Source organism: Pantoea sp. X-Soil-ISGK-259, assembly GCF_059730705.1.
The window spans coordinates 2,510,769-2,527,378 of the sequence record NZ_AP035986.1 but is presented as its reverse complement, the minus strand read 5'-3'; the positions used below and the strand labels follow the sequence as shown (position 1 = coordinate 2,527,378).

Annotated in this window: 16 protein-coding genes, 1 tRNA gene and 1 pseudogene; 6 read left to right on the top strand and 12 right to left on the bottom strand. The window is 53.5% G+C overall.

Annotated elements, in window-relative coordinates:
• Positions 1 to 62: 62 nt before the first annotated feature.
• A tRNA-Asn gene (locus AC6I77_RS12060) sits at positions 63 to 138 on the bottom strand.
• A gap of 332 nt (positions 139 to 470) precedes the next feature.
• Between AC6I77_RS12060 and AC6I77_RS12055 the strand changes: the two genes are divergently transcribed.
• A complete protein-coding gene (locus tag AC6I77_RS12055; protein ID WP_187513315.1) occupies positions 471 to 1,592 on the top strand; it encodes a Gfo/Idh/MocA family protein in 1,122 nt (373 codons plus the stop codon).
• Positions 1,593 to 1,680: 88 nt separating this feature from the next.
• On the opposite strand, the gene AC6I77_RS12050 is transcribed toward AC6I77_RS12055, so the two are convergent.
• The 3 genes from AC6I77_RS12050 to AC6I77_RS12040 form a co-directional block, all read right to left on the bottom strand.
• Entirely contained in the window at positions 1,681 to 2,511 is an 831-nt protein-coding gene (locus tag AC6I77_RS12050; protein ID WP_004571356.1) for a glycosyltransferase family 8 protein, read from the bottom strand.
• 12 nt (positions 2,512 to 2,523) lie between these two features.
• Positions 2,524 to 3,906, bottom strand: a complete 1,383-nt coding sequence (locus tag AC6I77_RS12045; RefSeq protein ID WP_497816955.1) for a D-arabinono-1,4-lactone oxidase — start codon at positions 3,904 to 3,906, stop codon at positions 2,524 to 2,526.
• Between the two features lie 83 nt (positions 3,907 to 3,989).
• Positions 3,990 to 4,622 (bottom strand): TetR/AcrR family transcriptional regulator, encoded by a 633-nt coding sequence (locus AC6I77_RS12040; RefSeq protein WP_497816954.1) that lies wholly within the window; start codon positions 4,620 to 4,622, stop codon positions 3,990 to 3,992.
• A 162-nt stretch (positions 4,623 to 4,784) separates the two neighbouring features.
• Between AC6I77_RS12040 and AC6I77_RS12035 the strand changes: the two genes are divergently transcribed.
• Positions 4,785 to 5,324 carry a DUF2058 domain-containing protein gene (locus AC6I77_RS12035; RefSeq protein WP_497816953.1) on the top strand — a complete coding sequence of 180 codons (540 nt, stop codon included), beginning with the start codon at positions 4,785 to 4,787 and terminating at the stop codon, positions 5,322 to 5,324.
• Between the two features lie 16 nt (positions 5,325 to 5,340).
• Here the strand turns inward: AC6I77_RS12035 and AC6I77_RS12030 are convergent, their stop codons facing one another.
• Positions 5,341 to 6,039, bottom strand: coding sequence for an RluA family pseudouridine synthase (locus tag AC6I77_RS12030; protein ID WP_033762058.1), 699 nt, complete (start codon positions 6,037 to 6,039; stop codon positions 5,341 to 5,343).
• 80 nt (positions 6,040 to 6,119) lie between these two features.
• A complete protein-coding gene (locus AC6I77_RS12025; protein ID WP_255348850.1) occupies positions 6,120 to 6,254 on the bottom strand; it encodes a hypothetical protein in 135 nt (44 codons plus the stop codon).
• A gap of 200 nt (positions 6,255 to 6,454) precedes the next feature.
• On the opposite strand from AC6I77_RS12025, the gene AC6I77_RS12020 reads away from it, so the two are divergent.
• A complete protein-coding gene (locus AC6I77_RS12020) occupies positions 6,455 to 6,715 on the top strand; it encodes a hypothetical protein (protein WP_004571361.1) in 261 nt (86 codons plus the stop codon).
• Positions 6,716 to 7,149: 434 nt separating this feature from the next.
• Here the strand turns inward: AC6I77_RS12020 and AC6I77_RS12015 are convergent, their stop codons facing one another.
• Positions 7,150 to 9,060: a methyl-accepting chemotaxis protein gene (locus tag AC6I77_RS12015; protein ID WP_140033259.1), complete on the bottom strand. Its 1,911-nt coding sequence runs from the start codon at positions 9,058 to 9,060 to the stop codon at positions 7,150 to 7,152.
• Between the two features lie 443 nt (positions 9,061 to 9,503).
• On the opposite strand from AC6I77_RS12015, the gene AC6I77_RS12010 reads away from it, so the two are divergent.
• From AC6I77_RS12010 to AC6I77_RS12000, 3 genes and pseudogenes are all read left to right on the top strand, one after another.
• Positions 9,504 to 9,776 carry a hypothetical protein gene (locus tag AC6I77_RS12010; protein ID WP_140916221.1) on the top strand — a complete coding sequence of 91 codons (273 nt, stop codon included), beginning with the start codon at positions 9,504 to 9,506 and terminating at the stop codon, positions 9,774 to 9,776.
• Between the two features lie 678 nt (positions 9,777 to 10,454).
• Positions 10,455 to 10,874, top strand: a pseudogene (locus AC6I77_RS12005) (fimbrial protein); the annotation flags it as partial.
• A gap of 160 nt (positions 10,875 to 11,034) precedes the next feature.
• On the top strand, positions 11,035 to 11,568 hold the full coding sequence (locus AC6I77_RS12000; protein WP_497816952.1) for a fimbria/pilus periplasmic chaperone: 534 nt from the start codon (positions 11,035 to 11,037) through the stop codon (positions 11,566 to 11,568).
• Positions 11,569 to 11,643: 75 nt separating this feature from the next.
• On the opposite strand, the gene AC6I77_RS11995 is transcribed toward AC6I77_RS12000, so the two are convergent.
• Genes AC6I77_RS11995 through AC6I77_RS11975 form a run of 5 tightly spaced genes read right to left on the bottom strand, consistent with a single transcriptional unit; the run spans position 11,644 to position 16,597 of the window.
• Positions 11,644 to 13,047 carry an FAD-binding oxidoreductase gene (locus AC6I77_RS11995; RefSeq protein WP_182629515.1) on the bottom strand — a complete coding sequence of 468 codons (1,404 nt, stop codon included), beginning with the start codon at positions 13,045 to 13,047 and terminating at the stop codon, positions 11,644 to 11,646.
• Between the two features lie 27 nt (positions 13,048 to 13,074).
• Complete coding sequence (locus tag AC6I77_RS11990) at positions 13,075 to 13,890, bottom strand: ABC transporter permease (RefSeq protein WP_004571365.1); 816 nt, start codon at positions 13,888 to 13,890, stop codon at positions 13,075 to 13,077.
• A 4-nt stretch (positions 13,891 to 13,894) separates the two neighbouring features.
• The gene (locus tag AC6I77_RS11985; protein WP_004571366.1) at positions 13,895 to 14,722 is read right to left on the bottom strand and encodes an ABC transporter ATP-binding protein; all 828 of its coding nucleotides are present in this window, start codon (positions 14,720 to 14,722) and stop codon (positions 13,895 to 13,897) included.
• Positions 14,719 to 15,702, bottom strand: a complete 984-nt coding sequence (locus AC6I77_RS11980) for an ABC transporter substrate-binding protein (RefSeq protein ID WP_140033262.1) — start codon at positions 15,700 to 15,702, stop codon at positions 14,719 to 14,721. The genes AC6I77_RS11985 and AC6I77_RS11980 overlap by 4 nt, the downstream gene beginning before the upstream one ends.
• 13 nt (positions 15,703 to 15,715) lie before the next feature.
• On the bottom strand, positions 15,716 to 16,597 hold the full coding sequence (locus tag AC6I77_RS11975) for a creatininase family protein (protein WP_004571368.1): 882 nt from the start codon (positions 16,595 to 16,597) through the stop codon (positions 15,716 to 15,718).
• Between the last annotated feature and the right edge of the window lie 13 nt (positions 16,598 to 16,610).

Here is a 16,610-nt window from a genome sequence, read left to right as displayed (position 1 = left end):
GATTTCCAAAGACGCCAAAAAGCAAAAATCCCGCTTAGTTTCCTAAGCAGGCTTTTCTAATTTGGCTCCTCTGACTGGACTCGAACCAGTGACATACGGATTAACAGTCCGCCGTTCTACCGACTGAACTACAGAGGAATCGTTTGAACGGGGCGCATAGTAACGGCCACGCCGGAGCATGTCAAAGCTCTTTTTCATAAATTCGCGCGACTGCTGAAATAGTCGCCACTATCGCGTGTTATGCCGTGACAGAACGCGCTGCAAGGAGCATTCATGCGGAAAAAGAGGCACGCAAAACTGAGGTGTTTATGAGGTGTTCCGATGGTGCAAAGCGCTTGTCAGACTGCTGTGCGCATGATTTAAGCGGATAGTTTTTTACGGCCGTCACAAAGTCTCTATTCTCGCTTTGTCAGCAACAGAAACGAAACGTAGATTTCATTTCAATCCTGAACAGAATATACGGAGTTGACATGAACAAAGTCAGAATCGGCATGATCGGCAGCGGCTATATCGGGCGTTGCCACGCCATTGCCTACGCCCAGGCACCCACCGTCTTCGCGCTGAAAGGCGAAATCGTGCGGGAGATGCTGGCCGAAGTGAATCCTGAACTGGCGGCCCGACAGGCAGCAACCTTTGGTTTTGCGCGTTCAACCGGTGACTGGCGCGCGCTGGTCAGCGATCCGGCGATTGATGTGGTGGATATCTGCGCGCCTAACTTCCTGCACAAAGAGATGGCGCTGGAGGCGATTCGCCACGGCAAACATGTCTATTCAGAAAAGCCGCTGTCGCTGAGCGTGGCGGACGCGCAGGAGATGGTCGCGGCGGCTGAAGCCGCAGGGGTAAAAACGCTGGTCGGCTTCAACTATATGAAAAACCCCACCAGCCAGCTGGCAAAAGAGATCATTGCCAATGGCGAAATTGGTGATGTGGTGCATTTCTACGGCACCCACAACGAAGATTACCTCGCCAGACCGGAAACCCCGCTCGACTGGCACTGTCAGAAAGCGCTGGCCGGTCTGGGTGCGCTGGGCGATCTGGCGGCGCATATCGTCAATATGGCGCACTACCTGGTCGGTGACATTGCAGAGGTCAGCGGCGACATGATGACGGTAATTACCTCACGGCCCGACCCGAAAGCACCTGAACGGCAGTTACCGGTTGAAAACGAGGATCAGGCCAGCGCGCTGCTGCGCTTCTCGAATGGCGCACATGGCGTGATTGAAACCTCACGCATCGCCTGTGGCGCAAAAATGGGGCTGACGTACGTCGTCACCGGCACCAAAGGCACACTGCGGTATACCCAGGAGCGTATGGCGGAGCTTGAGCTTTATCTGCATGACGATCCCGCCGGGCGTCAGGGATTTAAAACCATCCTCACCGGGCCGGCACATCCGGACTACGCGAACTTCTGTGTTTCAGCCGGGCACGGCATCGGATTTAACGATCAAAAAACGGTGGAAATCCGCGATCTGATCAATGGTATCGCGGCGGGTGATCGCATGTGGCCCGATTTCGCAGAGGGATTGCAGGTGCAGAAAGTCCTGGAAGCGATTGCGCACTCCGCAGAGCAGCGTCGCTGGATCGCGGTGTAATGCAGCGTCACAGGTGAGAAGAGATTGCCGCTGCGGTAATGAATGCCGTCGGGCAGGGCGGGAACCTGGGTTTCCCGCCCTGACGTAATCAGATCAAGCCGCTTTTTTCCCACCACAGCTTGTCCAGCGCATAGAACCGATCACGCTGGCTCTCCGGCTGATTGAGATCGCGTTTCCACGGCTTCGCCAGAATATAGTGCAGGTTCTTCACCTCATCATCCTGCCAGAGGCCACGGTGCTGGAAGGGCAGCGTTTTTAACGCATTGTAGATATAAGAGAGCGGTTTCCAGCGTTCCGCGAACACTTCATTCAGCAGATCCTGTTCAGAGAAAGGATAAGCGCTAAGATCATCAATGGCGGCAATACGTTTTTCCAGTGCGTCGAACATTGCGTTGTCAGGCTTCAGCACCAGAAAACCGCCGTTGAGATAATAGTCGACGCTCTCCGGCGCCTGCTCACCGCGTGCCTGCCAGGTGTAATGACACTGCTCTGGCTGCCATTCTGGCGGATAAGAGGCAATCTGGTTGGGATTACAGCGGCAGGCGTGACAGGCAGCCAGCGGGTTTTCACCCAGATCCAGCGTAAACAGCTCATCCATGTTTTTAAGGACCAGCATATCGGCATCCAGGAACACCACGCGCTGATAATCGGTGAGCTGCCAGGCGCGCAGCTTGGTCCAGACCTCACCGAACTGCGCCGAGGCGTAATGCTGGTCAAGATCGTCACGCGGATAGAGCGGATCGACCGGTTTAATCACACAGCCTTCATTTTGCAGAATCTGACAGTCAGCGTCTGAAATCGCCGATGTCGTCATCACCACCAGCGGCCACTGGCTCTGGCTCTCTTTCAGCGAACGGTGCAGCGCTTTCACGCCCACCAGATAATCGGGTTGTGTTAACAGCGTTACCCAGGCAAACATAGCTTTCCTCAATCAGTCAAAAAGTGGCGTGATGTAGTCGTTACCCAGTCGGCCCTGCGGGTCGAGCTGGCTGCGCAGGGCGCGGAAGGCGTCCCACTTCGGATAGATCTCACGCCAGTTGTAGCGTTCTTCGTCGTAATACTTGCCCCAGTGCGGGCGTCCACCCTCCTCGGCGAGCAATTTTTCCACTTCAGTCAGGAAGTGCAGCCCTTCCTGAGACAGCGAGCCATCATCGGCGTAATAGACGACAAAGCCGAAAAAGCAGGTGGGCTGGTCAGTTGCCGGGCTGAGCCAGGCTGACGATGCGCCGGTGCAGCGCAGGATAATCGGGTAGTGCATATGCGGACGGTTTTCGGCATACCACTGCTTGATCCGGCGAATAATGGCCGGCGTTTTTGCCAGCGGTACGCCGATTTCCACATTGATCTGGGGGACTGCAATGCCACGGCAGAAGAGCTGGTAGATGTCACCGGTAACATCGGTGAAATCACGAAAACGGGTAACGGTGCGGAACTGTTTTCCCCCTTTGCCCTCAATCTGAGTATCGCGATGCATATGCGCCAGCGTCTGGTCGATAGTGTCGTTAAGACTCTCATCAACCTCACCCTCATGTTCCACCACCTGACGACCCTGTGCTTCATAGTGCTCACGCTCTTCGGCACTCGCTTCATGGGCGTTCCAGACGTGCATCAGGTTGTCGTCAACAAACCACCACGCTTTGCTCAGCGGATAGTCGTTGTTCCAGCGCAACAGATCCTCTTCAAGCGTATCGGCGGACACGGCATTCTTGTGGCAGGTGAAAATGCGAAACGGCTGCGTACTAAGTTTTACCGCAGTAACAATGCCCAGCGCCCCGAGAGAAACCTGCGCGGCCGGGAAGTCAGCTTCACCACGAACAAATTCGCGCACGCTGCCATCGGCCAGCACCATCCGGATTGCCAGCGCCTCATCGGCAATCGAACTCTGCTGCAAACCCTGGCCGTGCGTGCCGGTCGCCATCGCACCGGCCAGCGTCTGAATCGCTATCACACCTGGCGAAGATGCCAGCATGCGGTTCATTTCGGTCAGGCTGCGATAAACCTGCTCAAGCGGGGTCGCGCCACCAAAGGTCACGCTCTCTTCATCGCTGGCGAGCTGGCCACTCAGTGCGCTGAGATCAAGCAGCACATCATCATCAGCGACGTGCAGCATGCGGCCTGGCGACAGCTTGCTGCCAATCACCCGAATCTGACCGCGTGACTCCCGAAGAAGTGTCTGTAATTCCGCTTCACTGGCGGGACGCTGAACCTGCTGACGACGACCGATCTGCGCGTTCTGCGCCCAGTTCCACAGTGCATCATCATCGGGTTTAATATGGGTCTGACGAAGCGGATAGAGGCGTGCGTCTCTGGTCACAACAGTATTCCTTATTATTGCATTTAAAAGACAAGTATCACTAAGCGTAGACTATTGCCAATTGCAGTCAGGAATGCCGGTAATTATCTACGGATGTAACGTAACGTTGCGGTGACAGCCAGCTGACGATTGCGGCGAATACTCTCCGCTTCGCTATTATCAGGGCTAAACAGAGCGTTGAAAGTATAACGGTTCGAAACGTGGTGAACGCAGATGCTACTGATCAGGCGATGAACATCAATGGTCTGCACGCCGGATGTAAACACGCCCTGTTGCTGACCCCGTGCCAGGATATCATCCAGCAGATCCAGCGCACTGCGGTTCAGTGCTTTTATCTGCGCCGACTGGGAAATATAGCGACCGCGCAGTAGGTTCTCACTGCACACCAGCCGGATAAAATCGGGATGCTCGACATGGTAATCAAAACTGGCTTCCACCAGCCGTGTCATAGCCAGCTCTGGCTCCATCGCCGCAAGGTTAAGGCCCGTTTCATGCTGACGTATCTGCTGATAAACCTGTTCCAGCACGTCGATATAAAGCTGTTCTTTACTGCCAAAGTGATAGACCACCATGCGTTTCGTGGTCTGCGCATGCTCAGCAATCTGCTCCAGCCGCGCACCCTGCATACCAAATTCTGCAAACGTCTTAAGTGCGCCGGCAATGATGCGTTTTTTCAGCCCTTCAGGGTCATTTTTACGTTTTGTTAGTTCTGACATGGTGCTCAATAAAGTGATTCTGACCGGGGAATGTTAGCACAGTGTTGAGTGGCTGCCTGCAACCGCAGGCGCAGCAGATGCGGCAACCTGGCACGCGCCGGACGATTGCAGGTATAATCCCGGATAGAATTTCACAGCTTCAGAGACGACTCAGAGATCACAATGACAAAACTCACCTTGCAAGAGCAGATGCTGAAAGCGGGATTGGTATCCAGCAAAAAAATGGACAAGGTTCAGCGCACAGCCAAAAAATCCCGGGTTCAGGCGCGCGAAGCCAGAGCCGCGGTGGAAGACAACAAAAAGGCGCAGCTTGAGCGGGATAAGCAGCTGAACGAACAGCAGAAGCTGGCTGTGCTGTCGAAAGAGTACAAAGCCCAGGTCAAGCAGTTGATGGAGATGAACAAAATTGATGTGGCAAAAGGCAACATCACCTTCAACTTTACCGACAATAACCTGATTAAAAAGATCATGGTGGATAAGCCTACGCAGACGCAGCTGATTAATGGTCGTCTCGCCATTGCCCGCCTGGCTGCCGACGCCAGTGGTGAGAGCCAGTACGCTATCATCCCGGCCAGCGTAGCGGATAAAATTGCGCAGCGTGATGCCAGCGCCATCGTGTTAAACAGCGCATTAAGCGAAGAAGCACAGGACGAAGATGATCCTTATGCTGATTTCAAAGTGCCTGATGATTTGATGTGGTAATTGTATTCTGACCCACTCAGAACGGGCTGGCGGCAGAGAGTTGCATTACCTCGCCGCTGACAGGATGAACAAACGTCAGCCCACTGGCGTGCAGCATCAGCCTTTCTGCCTGTTGGGCGCCCGGCATCAACAGCCCACCGTAAAGATCACAGCCCAGAATCGGGTGCCCCCGCTGCTGACAGTGAATACGAAGCTGGTGGGTGCGTCCGGTTTCAGGCGTCAGCTCAACCCGCGTGACCGGCAACGCGTCTCCCTCACTTCCCTGATAATAACCGCGTTCAGTGACCCGGTAGCGTGACCGCGCGGGTTTGCCCCTGATGGCGCATATCGTCATCCGGGGAAACAACGCCGGATCTTTCGCGATGGCAGCATCAATGACTCCCTCATCATCGGACAGATGGCCGCACAGCAGGGCCTGGTAGGTTTTGCTCACGCTACGCTGGCTGAACTGCTGGCAGAGGGCGGCGTTAATCGCCTTGTTTCGTGCAACAACCATCAGGCCGGATGTGCCGAAGTCGAGCCGATGCACCAGCGTGCAGCCAGGGAAAAGGCTGACCAGCCGGTGATGCACCGAATCAAGATTTTGAGGATTTTTACCTGACAGGCTCAGCAATCCGCCGGGTTTGTTGATCACCAGCAGATGTGCATCCTGAAAGAGAAATGTGATCTCATCAAAGCAGGGTGGGGCGATAAACGTATCGATAATGGCAGACATGGTGCAACCGGCAGACAAAGGGCCGGAGATCATAACCTATTGCCCGGTCACTGACGACGACGGCAGATTTCACCGGGTCTTTATTCTCCCGTAATGGTTTCACCGCTTTGTGTGGCGAGCGACTGGCTGGCCTGATGCGTTCCGAACCCCGCCTGAGCAACAAATACTGAGCATACCGTCGCGGCTAACAACGTGAGAAGAACAGAAAGTTTCATGGCTGCATCCAGTGCTGATAAGGGCAGTCAGTCTGGCAGGAACGGTGACAGAGACAAACAGAACAATCCGGAAAAAAACTTTTAGTACATTTGAACAGCAACTTGCACGATTTTTAGTGATTTATTCGGGCAAGTCTCGCTTTAACGACTACAGTCTCTGGTGAGGTTGTCATCAATTCGTACCAAATGGAGGATTTTCTGTGTTAATTCAAAACGACGAGAAAGGCCACGTCATTATTGGCGAAGCGGCACTAAGCCTTGCCCTGGGTGAGAAAGAAATCAGTATCGCATCACTCTTTACTCAGCTGGGTTTGATGGCGAAATCTGAAAGCAACGCTGATCGACTGGAGAAAATCGACAAAGCCAGAAACTGGCTGAGTAGTTTTACGTCACCAGCGGTTGCCCAGCAGCAGGTGCCGTACCTGCGAACGCTTGCAGGCCTGAACGAAGAGCTGAACTAGCCCCGATAGAACTGACGCCAGTGGACGTAGTCCGGCTCCGGCCGGAAAACGACGAAGCGGACGACCTCAACGGTTGCGCGAGAGCGTATACCGGCCGGAGATAATGTCAGGGACGACACTTCTCCTGCCCTCAAAAACTGCACCTGTGATCGCGACATTATCCCTTTCTACTACAATCTGCCAGATCCCTTTCTGCCTGCAAACCGCCAGCCTGATACAAATCAGGCGAGAGACACATCGCACCCGCCGTCCAGCCAGATTGTATCGCTGCCATCATATTCAACATCTTCACGTCGTGCCTGCGGCGGCCGTTGCTGTAGGCTTTCTGTTTATCGACTGTCTTGTTGTCTGAAGATAATGACTATTTCAGCCAGCCTCGTTGTGACAAGGCTGGCTGAATTAACGTGCAGAACAGATTGACGCGTTGCTAAGGGTTAAAAACTCTCCCAGCTGGCGTCTGCGGATGCCGCCACAGGCACAGCAGGTACTAAACGTGGCGTCAGAACCGGAGTCCGGGTTTGCACGGCAGAGAGACGGAACACAGCCACTGTTTTTTCCAGTTCATCTGCCTGCGACTCCAGAGAGCTGGCTGCAGCGGAAGACTCTTCAACCAGCGCGGCGTTCTGTTGCGTGGTGGTATCCATTTCGGCCATGGCCGTGGCAATCTGAGAAATGCCGCGGTTTTGCTCGTCAGATGCGGCAGCAATCTCACCCATAATGTCTTTAACCTGACTGACTGAGCGAACGATGTCATTCATCGTGGTGCCGGCGCGTTCAACAAACGCAGAGCCATCCTGCACCCGGTCAAGTGACTCGCGAATCAGCGTTTCAATCTCTTTAGCGGCCAGCGAGCTGCGCTGGGCCAGATTTCTCACTTCACCTGCAACCACCGCAAACCCGCGCCCCTGTTCACCGGCGCGAGCCGCTTCCACGGCAGCGTTGAGTGCCAGGATGTTAGTCTGGAAAGAGATGCTATTGATGACGTGAATGATTTCGCCAATTTTCCCTGAACTCTGGCTGATGCTGTCCATGGTGACGATAACATCACGGATAATCTCACCACCGCGTCCGGCATTCACCGACGCATCGGTCGCCAGCTGACTTGCATGGTGGGCGTTCTCCGCATTCTGTTTCACCGTCGAGGAGAGCTCTTCCATACTGGCAGCCGTCTGAACCACGGCGGCAGACTGCTGTTCAGTGCGCGATGACAGGTCGGTGTTGCCTGCGGCAATTTCTGCCGAAGCGCGCGCCACGCTGCTGACGCCATCGCGCACGTTGGTGATGATGTTCTGCAGGCTGATGTTCATTGCATCTACCGCCTGCATCAACTGACCCAACTCATCGCCACGCGTGGTTTTCAGCGAGGTTGTTAAATCCCCGCTGGCGATACGCTGCGCGGCATTCAGTGTCTCTTTCAGGGGCTGCGTAATGCTGCGGGTGATCCGCCAGGCAATCAGCAGGCTCAGAATTGCACAAATCAGCGCGGCAAACGCAATACGCCACTCCGCCTGTTTAATGAACTCTGCAGAAAGCTGAGACTGGAACGCAAAGGTGTCAGAGACTGCCGCATTGAGCCGTTCAGCAGCAGCAGTCAGGCTCGCAGATTCGCCTTTTTCTTTCTCTGAAGCATCGATATAGCGCGTTAAAGCCTGGCGCTGCTGCGCAAGCGTGTTAAGTAAGTTTCGCGTGCCATCACTGATGGTGGGCTGAGCAAAAATGTCCAGCTGCTCACTCAGCGTATTAATCGCAGTGTATTCTTCCAGGACCGCATCTCTGCTGGTCTCTGTGGGTTTATCCAGAAACGCTTTTTCAACATTGGCGGCATCAAACAGTGCGGCAGCCAGATGCATGACGGGAAGGGCCGCATCCGGTGACTGAGCCATATCGAGCGATTCAAACTGATGTGCAAAACCGATCAGGGCACCGGGTTTAATCGCATTGAGAGCGGCGGAGGTCGTTTCCGCGGATGCCACGAATTTCTCACGCTGGTTCTTATAGTCATTGAGCAGCTGTCCCATCAGGGTGACTTTCTGCTGACCAATCTCATCCCATTTGAATCCATCCAGCCGTTTATAAAGCGCTTCTAGATCCTTCAGGGCCTGAACGTTCTGTGACGCAAATTTGGGATCTTTGGTGTACTGGTAGAGGGTACGGTTAAGACGTGCTTTGCCTAAGGTGTTAACCATTTCCACGGTAATTGAGCGCCGGGCAGAGTTGTCTTTGATACTGCGAAAACAGTCAAAAGCCATAAAGGTAATGGCAAGCGAGGCAGCGATAAGGACGATAAAGCCGGCACCCAGTTTTTTTCCGATTTTAATATCAGAGATACGTTGAGAAAGACCCATGAGGTTCACCTTTAATGAGGTTCAGAAGCAGAAGAAAAGGAAAAAAAGTTAAATAATGCCAAAGATGATCTTTATATCGTCAGGGTGAAAATAACCTTTAATTTTATTTATAATTGCATGAGGGGCTAATGAGTTGGCTTTTTATTGTTAATGTTGAAATTATTTGCCTTCTAATAATTTCAGGCATGATTGCAAGCTTCTGATTAATAAAATAAAAATTTATAATTATATGGAGTTGAATTGTATTTATTTGATCCTGATCAAAATTATTTTATGAAAGTATGGATCAAAAGCGATAACGGTTTACAAAGGGAAAGTGCAGGATTTTGCTAATGTTTTGATTAAGCAGTCAGATATAAACAGCTTTATTCATGAGCAATGCTATTTGCCACGCGCACTATCCTATAAAGTAGAAATCCGGTTCTCAATAGTGAGCACAAAATATGCCAGATTACTGTTTCTACACGCAGGGAAAACAGACCATTGCCCTGGCAAGGTCAGATATGAACCGCGCCAGCGAGTTGCTTGTCCGGGGGTTTATAAAAGAGGCTGAAGAAGTGCGTGCTCCTGATGAAAAGCAGGCCGCTGCGCGCTTTGCAAATATCAGAAAAGAGAATGCCATTGATCGGCATAACTTTCTGGCCGGCGCGGGAACAATGCCGTTGATTGGCGTGCTCACAGCGTTGGCTGCCTTTCTTTTCTGGCGTAAAAAATAATCCTGATTCTCCGCAGTTCTTCAAAAAACAGTCGGCCGACGCCCTGACGCTATCGGGCACAGCATTATCACAGGAAGCTGTGCCAGGCGTTAACCCGCCAGCGTCTCTTAATATGGTGGGGTTGTCTCGCTGGAACAAAGAATGAACACCCACGTCCGTCGAGAATCTTCATTATCTGTCAGGCGATCATCTTCATCCTGAATGACTCCGTATTTACGCAGATTCCCCTTTCCAACCACTCTGCTAAACATTCTTACAGATATTATTCATGCCTTCAGATTGATGTGACAGTGATTAGTTTGTTTAAAATTTAAATCACATTAAGGTTAGTCAGGTGTCACCGAAAAATTACGCTGATTTTTATCTCAGACCGTATTCAGTTATCGACTAATAAAATTAGTGATCTCACTAAAAATTCAGTATGGTCTGAACGTTATCCTACATTCCCCCTCCATTCTTTAGTTCCATCCCTAATCGGCTCAGGCATGCAGAAATAAAATTTTCAGTATTTTATACGTTAGTTATTCCATGGAATAAAAATCTATAAACGCAATTTTTATAGCTGAATATTGCGAGTCGCCGCCTGTCTGATAATAATTGCCGTCATTGAGGTACGGCACAAATCAATCTGATTGTTAGCGCAAAGCGCGCTATTCAGTTCTCTCAACGAATGGTCAGAATGTTCCGTTGGGACAGATTGCGACGAACCAGTTACCCAAAAAAGGATCAACCGGTTCTGCCGTGCCTTTCAGCATCAAGCTGATTGGCTGTGATTTATCCCCTCAGGCAGGCGCACCTGCGGAGAAGAAAAACTACACCAAAGCATCCATCACCTTCACGGGTCCAACAGTAGACGCCACCACGCTGCAGGTGACAGCAAATGATGCGGGTCAGCAGCCAGCCAAAAACGTCGGTATTCAGATTATGCAGGCGAATAAGGCTGTGCATGTTAATGGTACTGCCAGCACTGAAGCCAGCAACATCCTGGTGGGTGAAAACGAAATTCCATTCACGGCAACGTATGTGGCAACCGCTAAAACGGGTGTCACTGCGGGTGCGGCAAACAGTTCTGTCAACTTCACGGTGAACTATCAGTAACCGTAACGTCACAGTGTCCGCGACACCCTTATCGCGGACACACGCCTTACTGTTATCAGAGGAACGAACGATGCCGGGCCATATGTTACGAAACACCTTATTTACCCTCTTTATCTCCACTGCGTGTCTGCTGCCTTCTCTGACAAGTGCAGGCGGAATAATGCTGGGAGGCACCCGCATTATTTATCCGGCAGACCAGAAGCAGGTCAGTATGTCTGTGCGCAATACATCTGAAGACAGCAGTTTTCTGGTGCAGTCCTGGGTTGAACAGTCGGATGACCAAAAAAGTCAGGATTTTGTTGTTACCCCGCCGCTGTATGTCAGTGGGCCGGGTAATGAGAACACCCTTCGTCTGATGTATGTTGGCGCGCCAGCTGCGCCCGACCGTGAAACACTTTATTACTTCAATACCAAAGCCATTCCTTCCGTGGATAAAAAGAAAATGGAAGGGAAAAACATGCTCATGCTGGCAGTCGTCACACGGATCAAATTATTTCTCCGCCCGGCAGGACTCACACCCGCGATCGAGAAAGCACCTGCTGAGTTGAAATTTCATCGCGCTGGTGGACAGGTGCGAATTGAAAATCCGACACCAATAGCGCTCAACTTCAGCGTAACGCTGAATAGGTTATTTCTCATTAGTGCCATCCTGTCAAAAAGTAACAGAGTTGCCTGGCAGAACAACTGCCGGTAACTTTTATTTAAGGGCACACACAGGCAATCGCCGCCCCGCCTCTGTTTCTGTCACCAGAAGTGGGGAGGATTATTATTATTTAATGATTAATAACAGAGGGTCTTTATCTAATACGAGGTTGTCGCGTTCCGCCCAGCCTCTGAGCTTGCCGGGGTTAAGTAATCCTTCAGGATCAAGACACTTTTTAACAGAAACGACGTCAGGTTTAATTTCTCCCTGTTTACCATCCTCAATATGATAAACATGTGGGTTATTTATTTTTACGTCATTGTCACGGAAGGTTGTCATTATTTCATTCAGTCTTTCTTCAGTTGAATAACGCACAAGTTGCAAACCGCTTGCGGTAATGTTGCCATCATTGTCACGCAGGAATTCAATATGCGAAATAACCTCATCACCGAACAACGCTGCCATATCGATAATCTGCTGACGATAACAGGTGTGATTAAACGCTGTCTGTAAATATGTCAGAGAGCTGTCAACTTTAAGTGCGTGCAGCGTGGTGTGGTTCCAGCAATACTCCATCAGAGACGCGTTAGCCTCACGCGCTTCGTCGGCCGGCTGGCGCAGGGCGCTCTGACCGCGGTATTTTTCCAGCAGATGCGCGCAAAATCCTTCGCTTTCCTGCGCGATCACACTGATTACCGCATGCTGGCTGGCCTGATAGCGTCCGTTCAGGTGACTGAAATAAGAGGGGATTGGCGCGGCGAACAGCGCGAGCTGGCGTTTTGCCAGCCCCGGCGAACGGGCAAAGGCATTGGCATAATCCAGCGCGTCGGTGAAATCATCAAACACGTCCAGCCTCTCAATCCACTGATGGACCGGTGCCAGTGCCAGCGCCACCTCAAGCACAATACCGTTGCTGCCATAGGCATGATGCAGCAGCAATGCCTGTGGCGCGGGCACCTGCAGAATGCGTGGTTCGGCTTCCATCGTCATGACTTTTACGCTGAGCACATTGCCGGGCGCGCCGAGTGGGCCGTAGTTAATGGAGCCGATACCGCCAAATCCGCCGCCGTAAAGGCCGCCCAGACTGGCGAGCCGGTAGGTGGAAGGCATGCAGCGCAGTTCCCATCCTGTTGGCCGGGTCAGGGTTTCAATCTCCGCCAGCCGGATCCCAGCCTGCGCCCGTACCACGCCGTTGCCCAGTTCACATACCTGATTGAATCCGGTCATATCGACCAGAATGCCGCCCTCCAGTGGCACCAGCTGGCCGTAGTTGCCGGTCGCGCCGCCGCGCAGGATCAGCGGCAACTGATGCTGAACACAGGCTTTCACCAGTAATCTCAGCTCTTCTTCGCTGCGCGGCCTGACCACGGCATCGGCCTGTTTGTCTTCCAGTTGCCGCTTAAGCACCGGGCTGAACCAGTGAAAATCACGGGAAAGGCGTTTGACCTTCGGCGCCTGTAAAGTCCAGTCCAGATCAGGTAGCGCCTGCAGAATCAGGGCGAGCGCCTGTTGACGTTGTTCACTGTCCATAATCTTCCTGCCTAAAGATGAATGAGGTTAATGAGATTGCACGGCTTCGCTTTCATGCCAGGCACTCAGCACGCGTCGGGAAATCCAGGACATCGCGCCAAAGAGTGCAATGCCGGTGAGTGAAATAAGCAGCAGAGCGGCAAACATCAGCGGGATGTCCAACTGATAGCCAGCCTGCAATATCTGGTAGGCCAGGCCGGTATTATTGCCGCCGGTGCCGGCCACAAACTCAGCCACCACCGCACCAATCAGTGACAGACCGCTGGAAATGCGCAGTGCGCCGAAGAAATAGGGCAGAGCGGAGGGAATGCGCAGGCGAATGAGGATTTGCAGACGGCTGGCGTGATTCAGCTGAAAATAGCTCAGCAGCCCCGGCGATACGCTGCGAAGCCCCTGTGTGGTATTGGAAATAATCGGGAACACCGCCATCAGCGTTGAACACACCACCAGCGACAATGTGGTGTCTTTGACCCAGATGATGATCAACGGCGCGATGGCGACGATCGGCGTCACCTGCAGGAACACGATGTAGGGAAACAGCGCGGTTTCAATAAAGCGGTTCTGTACCAGTACGAACGCCACGACTGCACCGATGACAATCGACAGTAAAAATGAAATCAGGGTGATTTTCAGGGTGAACAGCAGCGACGTCATCAGCGAACCGCAATGTGTCCACAGGCTTTGCAGCATCACCACCGGTGACGGCACCAGAAACTGAGGGATGTTGAAATAGCTCACCCAGCCTTGCCATAGCAAAATGACCACCACGGCGACTACCGCCGGATAGAGCACTTTGCGAAACGTGGGGTTGTTGATCCACGGAGAAGCATTTTGCGTTTTCATACCGTTACTCCATACCCGATTGGCTGGCTTGCAGCAGGCTGTCCTGCAACTGCTTCGCATAGCGTGAAAATGCCGGACTGACGCGGAAATCTTCGCTGCGCGGAAAAGGTTCGTTGATGGCGATATCTTCCACCACGCGCCCCGGACGCGCGGCCATCATGATCACCCGCTGCGACAGGAACACCGCTTCGTGGATCGAGTGAGTGACGAACACGACCGTCAGTCCCTGTTCCCGCCACAGGCGCAGAAGGTCGCTGTCGAGTTTGTTGCGGGTGATTTCGTCGAGCGCGCCGAAAGGTTCATCCATCAGCAGCAGCTTCGGGCGCGTGACCAGGCCGCGGGCAATCGACACGCGCATCTGCATGCCGCCTGACAGTTCGCGAGGCAGGACGTTGGCAAATTTGCCAAGCCCCACCAGTTCCAGCGCTTCACTGACGCGGGTATTGGCTTCAGCGCGGGGTACGCCTGCCAGATCCAGCGGCAAGCGCACGTTGTTCTGCACATTACTCCACGGCATCAGCGTGGCTTCCTGAAACACGAAAGAGAGCGGAACCTGCGCTTTTTCACGACTTTCGCGGCGCCACAGCATCAGCTTGCCGTCGCTGGGTTCCACCAGACCGGCAACCATTTTTAACAGCGTACTTTTGCCGCAGCCCGACGGGCCGAGCAGCGTGACAAATTCGCCCTGATTAATGGTCAGATTGACCGGCAGAAGCGCGCGGGTGCCGTTGCTGTAAATTTTCTCCGCCGACAACACCTCGATAGCCGGAACGGTTGGAGAAATAACTGAGCGGACATCGCTCATCACGGTGAGTTTCGGGGCTGAATTCATGGCATAACCTTCGCGTCTTTAATCATGTCGAGGGTATAGGTCTGCGCAAACGGCACTTTATCCGCGTCGATGAGTTTATTTTTGACCAGCATCTCCCATGTCTTTTTCAGACGAGGTTCAGTGATGATGCCGATACCGCCGGTTTGCGCGTCGCCACCCGTCACCAGCGCATACTTCTTCATCTGCGCAATGCCAAAGGCAATCTGGTCGGCGCCCATACGCGGGTTAGCCTGGGTAATGAGCGCGTTGCCCGCGGCGGGGTCCTGCAGATATTCCTTCCAGCCCTGCATGGAGGCTTTCACGAACGCCGCCACGGCTGCCGGGCGTTTTTTGACAGTGTCGGCCATGCAGATAATGGAGTTGCCGTAAGGCGGATATCCCCAGTCGCTAAGCATGTAGACATAGAACGGTTTGCCACCTTTCTCGATTGAGAACGGCTCGGAAGTCACATAACCCTGCTGTACCAGATTATTGTCCGCAAGAAACGGCTGCACGCTGAAGGTGTAGGGCCGGACTTTGGCGTTACCCAGCCCCAGTTCACTTTTCGCCCAGGGCCAGAATGAGGTATACGCCTCGGTCGCCAGCAAAAAGGTTTTGTCTTTCAGTTGCTCGCCGGCCCCGACTTTATCGTGGCTGATAAACACCGTCGGCGAATGCTGGAACACCGTCGCCACGGTCACCGCATGCACGCCAGCCTGCCAGGTTTCCAGCGCCTGGCCATTGTCGCCGAGCGTACAGTCCGCCTGACCAGCGGCCATCAGTTGCATCACGTTAACCTGCGGGCCGCCCATTTTAATGCTGACATCCAGACCGGCGGTTTTGTACAACCCTTTAGCCTGCGCCTCGTAAAATCCGCCATGCTCCGCCTGCGCGTACCAGTTGGTCAGGAACGTGAATTTCTCTTCCGCCATTGAACTGGCCGAAACGCCGCTCAGCAGCAGAGCCAGCAGGGTGTAAGTGGGTGAACGCCGTAGTTTCATCTTGAGAATTCCTTTATTCAGAGGCCAGAGAAGACGAAGGAGGAGTGAAGCGGGTTTGCACAAAGCCGTTCCAGTGGTGTTTACCCCAGGTGGGTTCGCTGCGGACTGTCCATTCCATCAGGTGGATCTCCGTGATCGCCTGCGCCCAGCTTGCCGCCAGCGAATCGAGGATCGCGTGCCCCTGTTCGGCGGTTGCGCCAATCGGATCGCCGATTACGCCGCTCGGACCAAAATCATAAGAAGCCCAGGCGGCGACAGGGCGGCCAGATGACAGCGTCGGACAGGGAAACGCCGGCGGATAATTGGCGACCGCGTGCTCCATGTGAACGCATTCCGGTGCCAGAGCCAGCATCACTGCCGTTTCGCTGTGACCGGCATGCATCGCCATTTTCTGCTCCTGCGCACTCAGGAACTGATTTTCCACGTTAGGCACGCGGAACACGTCGTGCGGGATCATGATCATGTCCCCGTGACGCAGGCGCATTTCCCGCGAGGCCATTTGCAGCACCTGCGGCTGTCCGCCGTGCCCATTGATCATCAGCAGTTTGCGGAACCCGGCGCGGTAGAGCGATTCGGCAATTTCCAGCACCGTCTGCAACAGCGTGTCGCCGGTCAGGGTCAGCGTGCCGGGGAAGTTCAGATGCTCGTCCGACTTGCCGTAAGTAATGGGCGGAATCGCGAAGGCCGGAATCTCTTCCGGAAGCCGCGCCAGTGCGTGACCCGCGACGCCGGAGGAAATCACGCTGTCCACCGAACACGGCAGATGCGGGCCATGCTGTTCGATGGCGCCGGTCGGTAAGACAATCACGGTGTTAGCCTTGTCGGGCAGAGCAGCGATAGCTGTCCAGCTCAGAAAAGGGAGAAAACGTTCTGCGGGAATATAGCCGTTAATCATGCTCTGCCTCGTG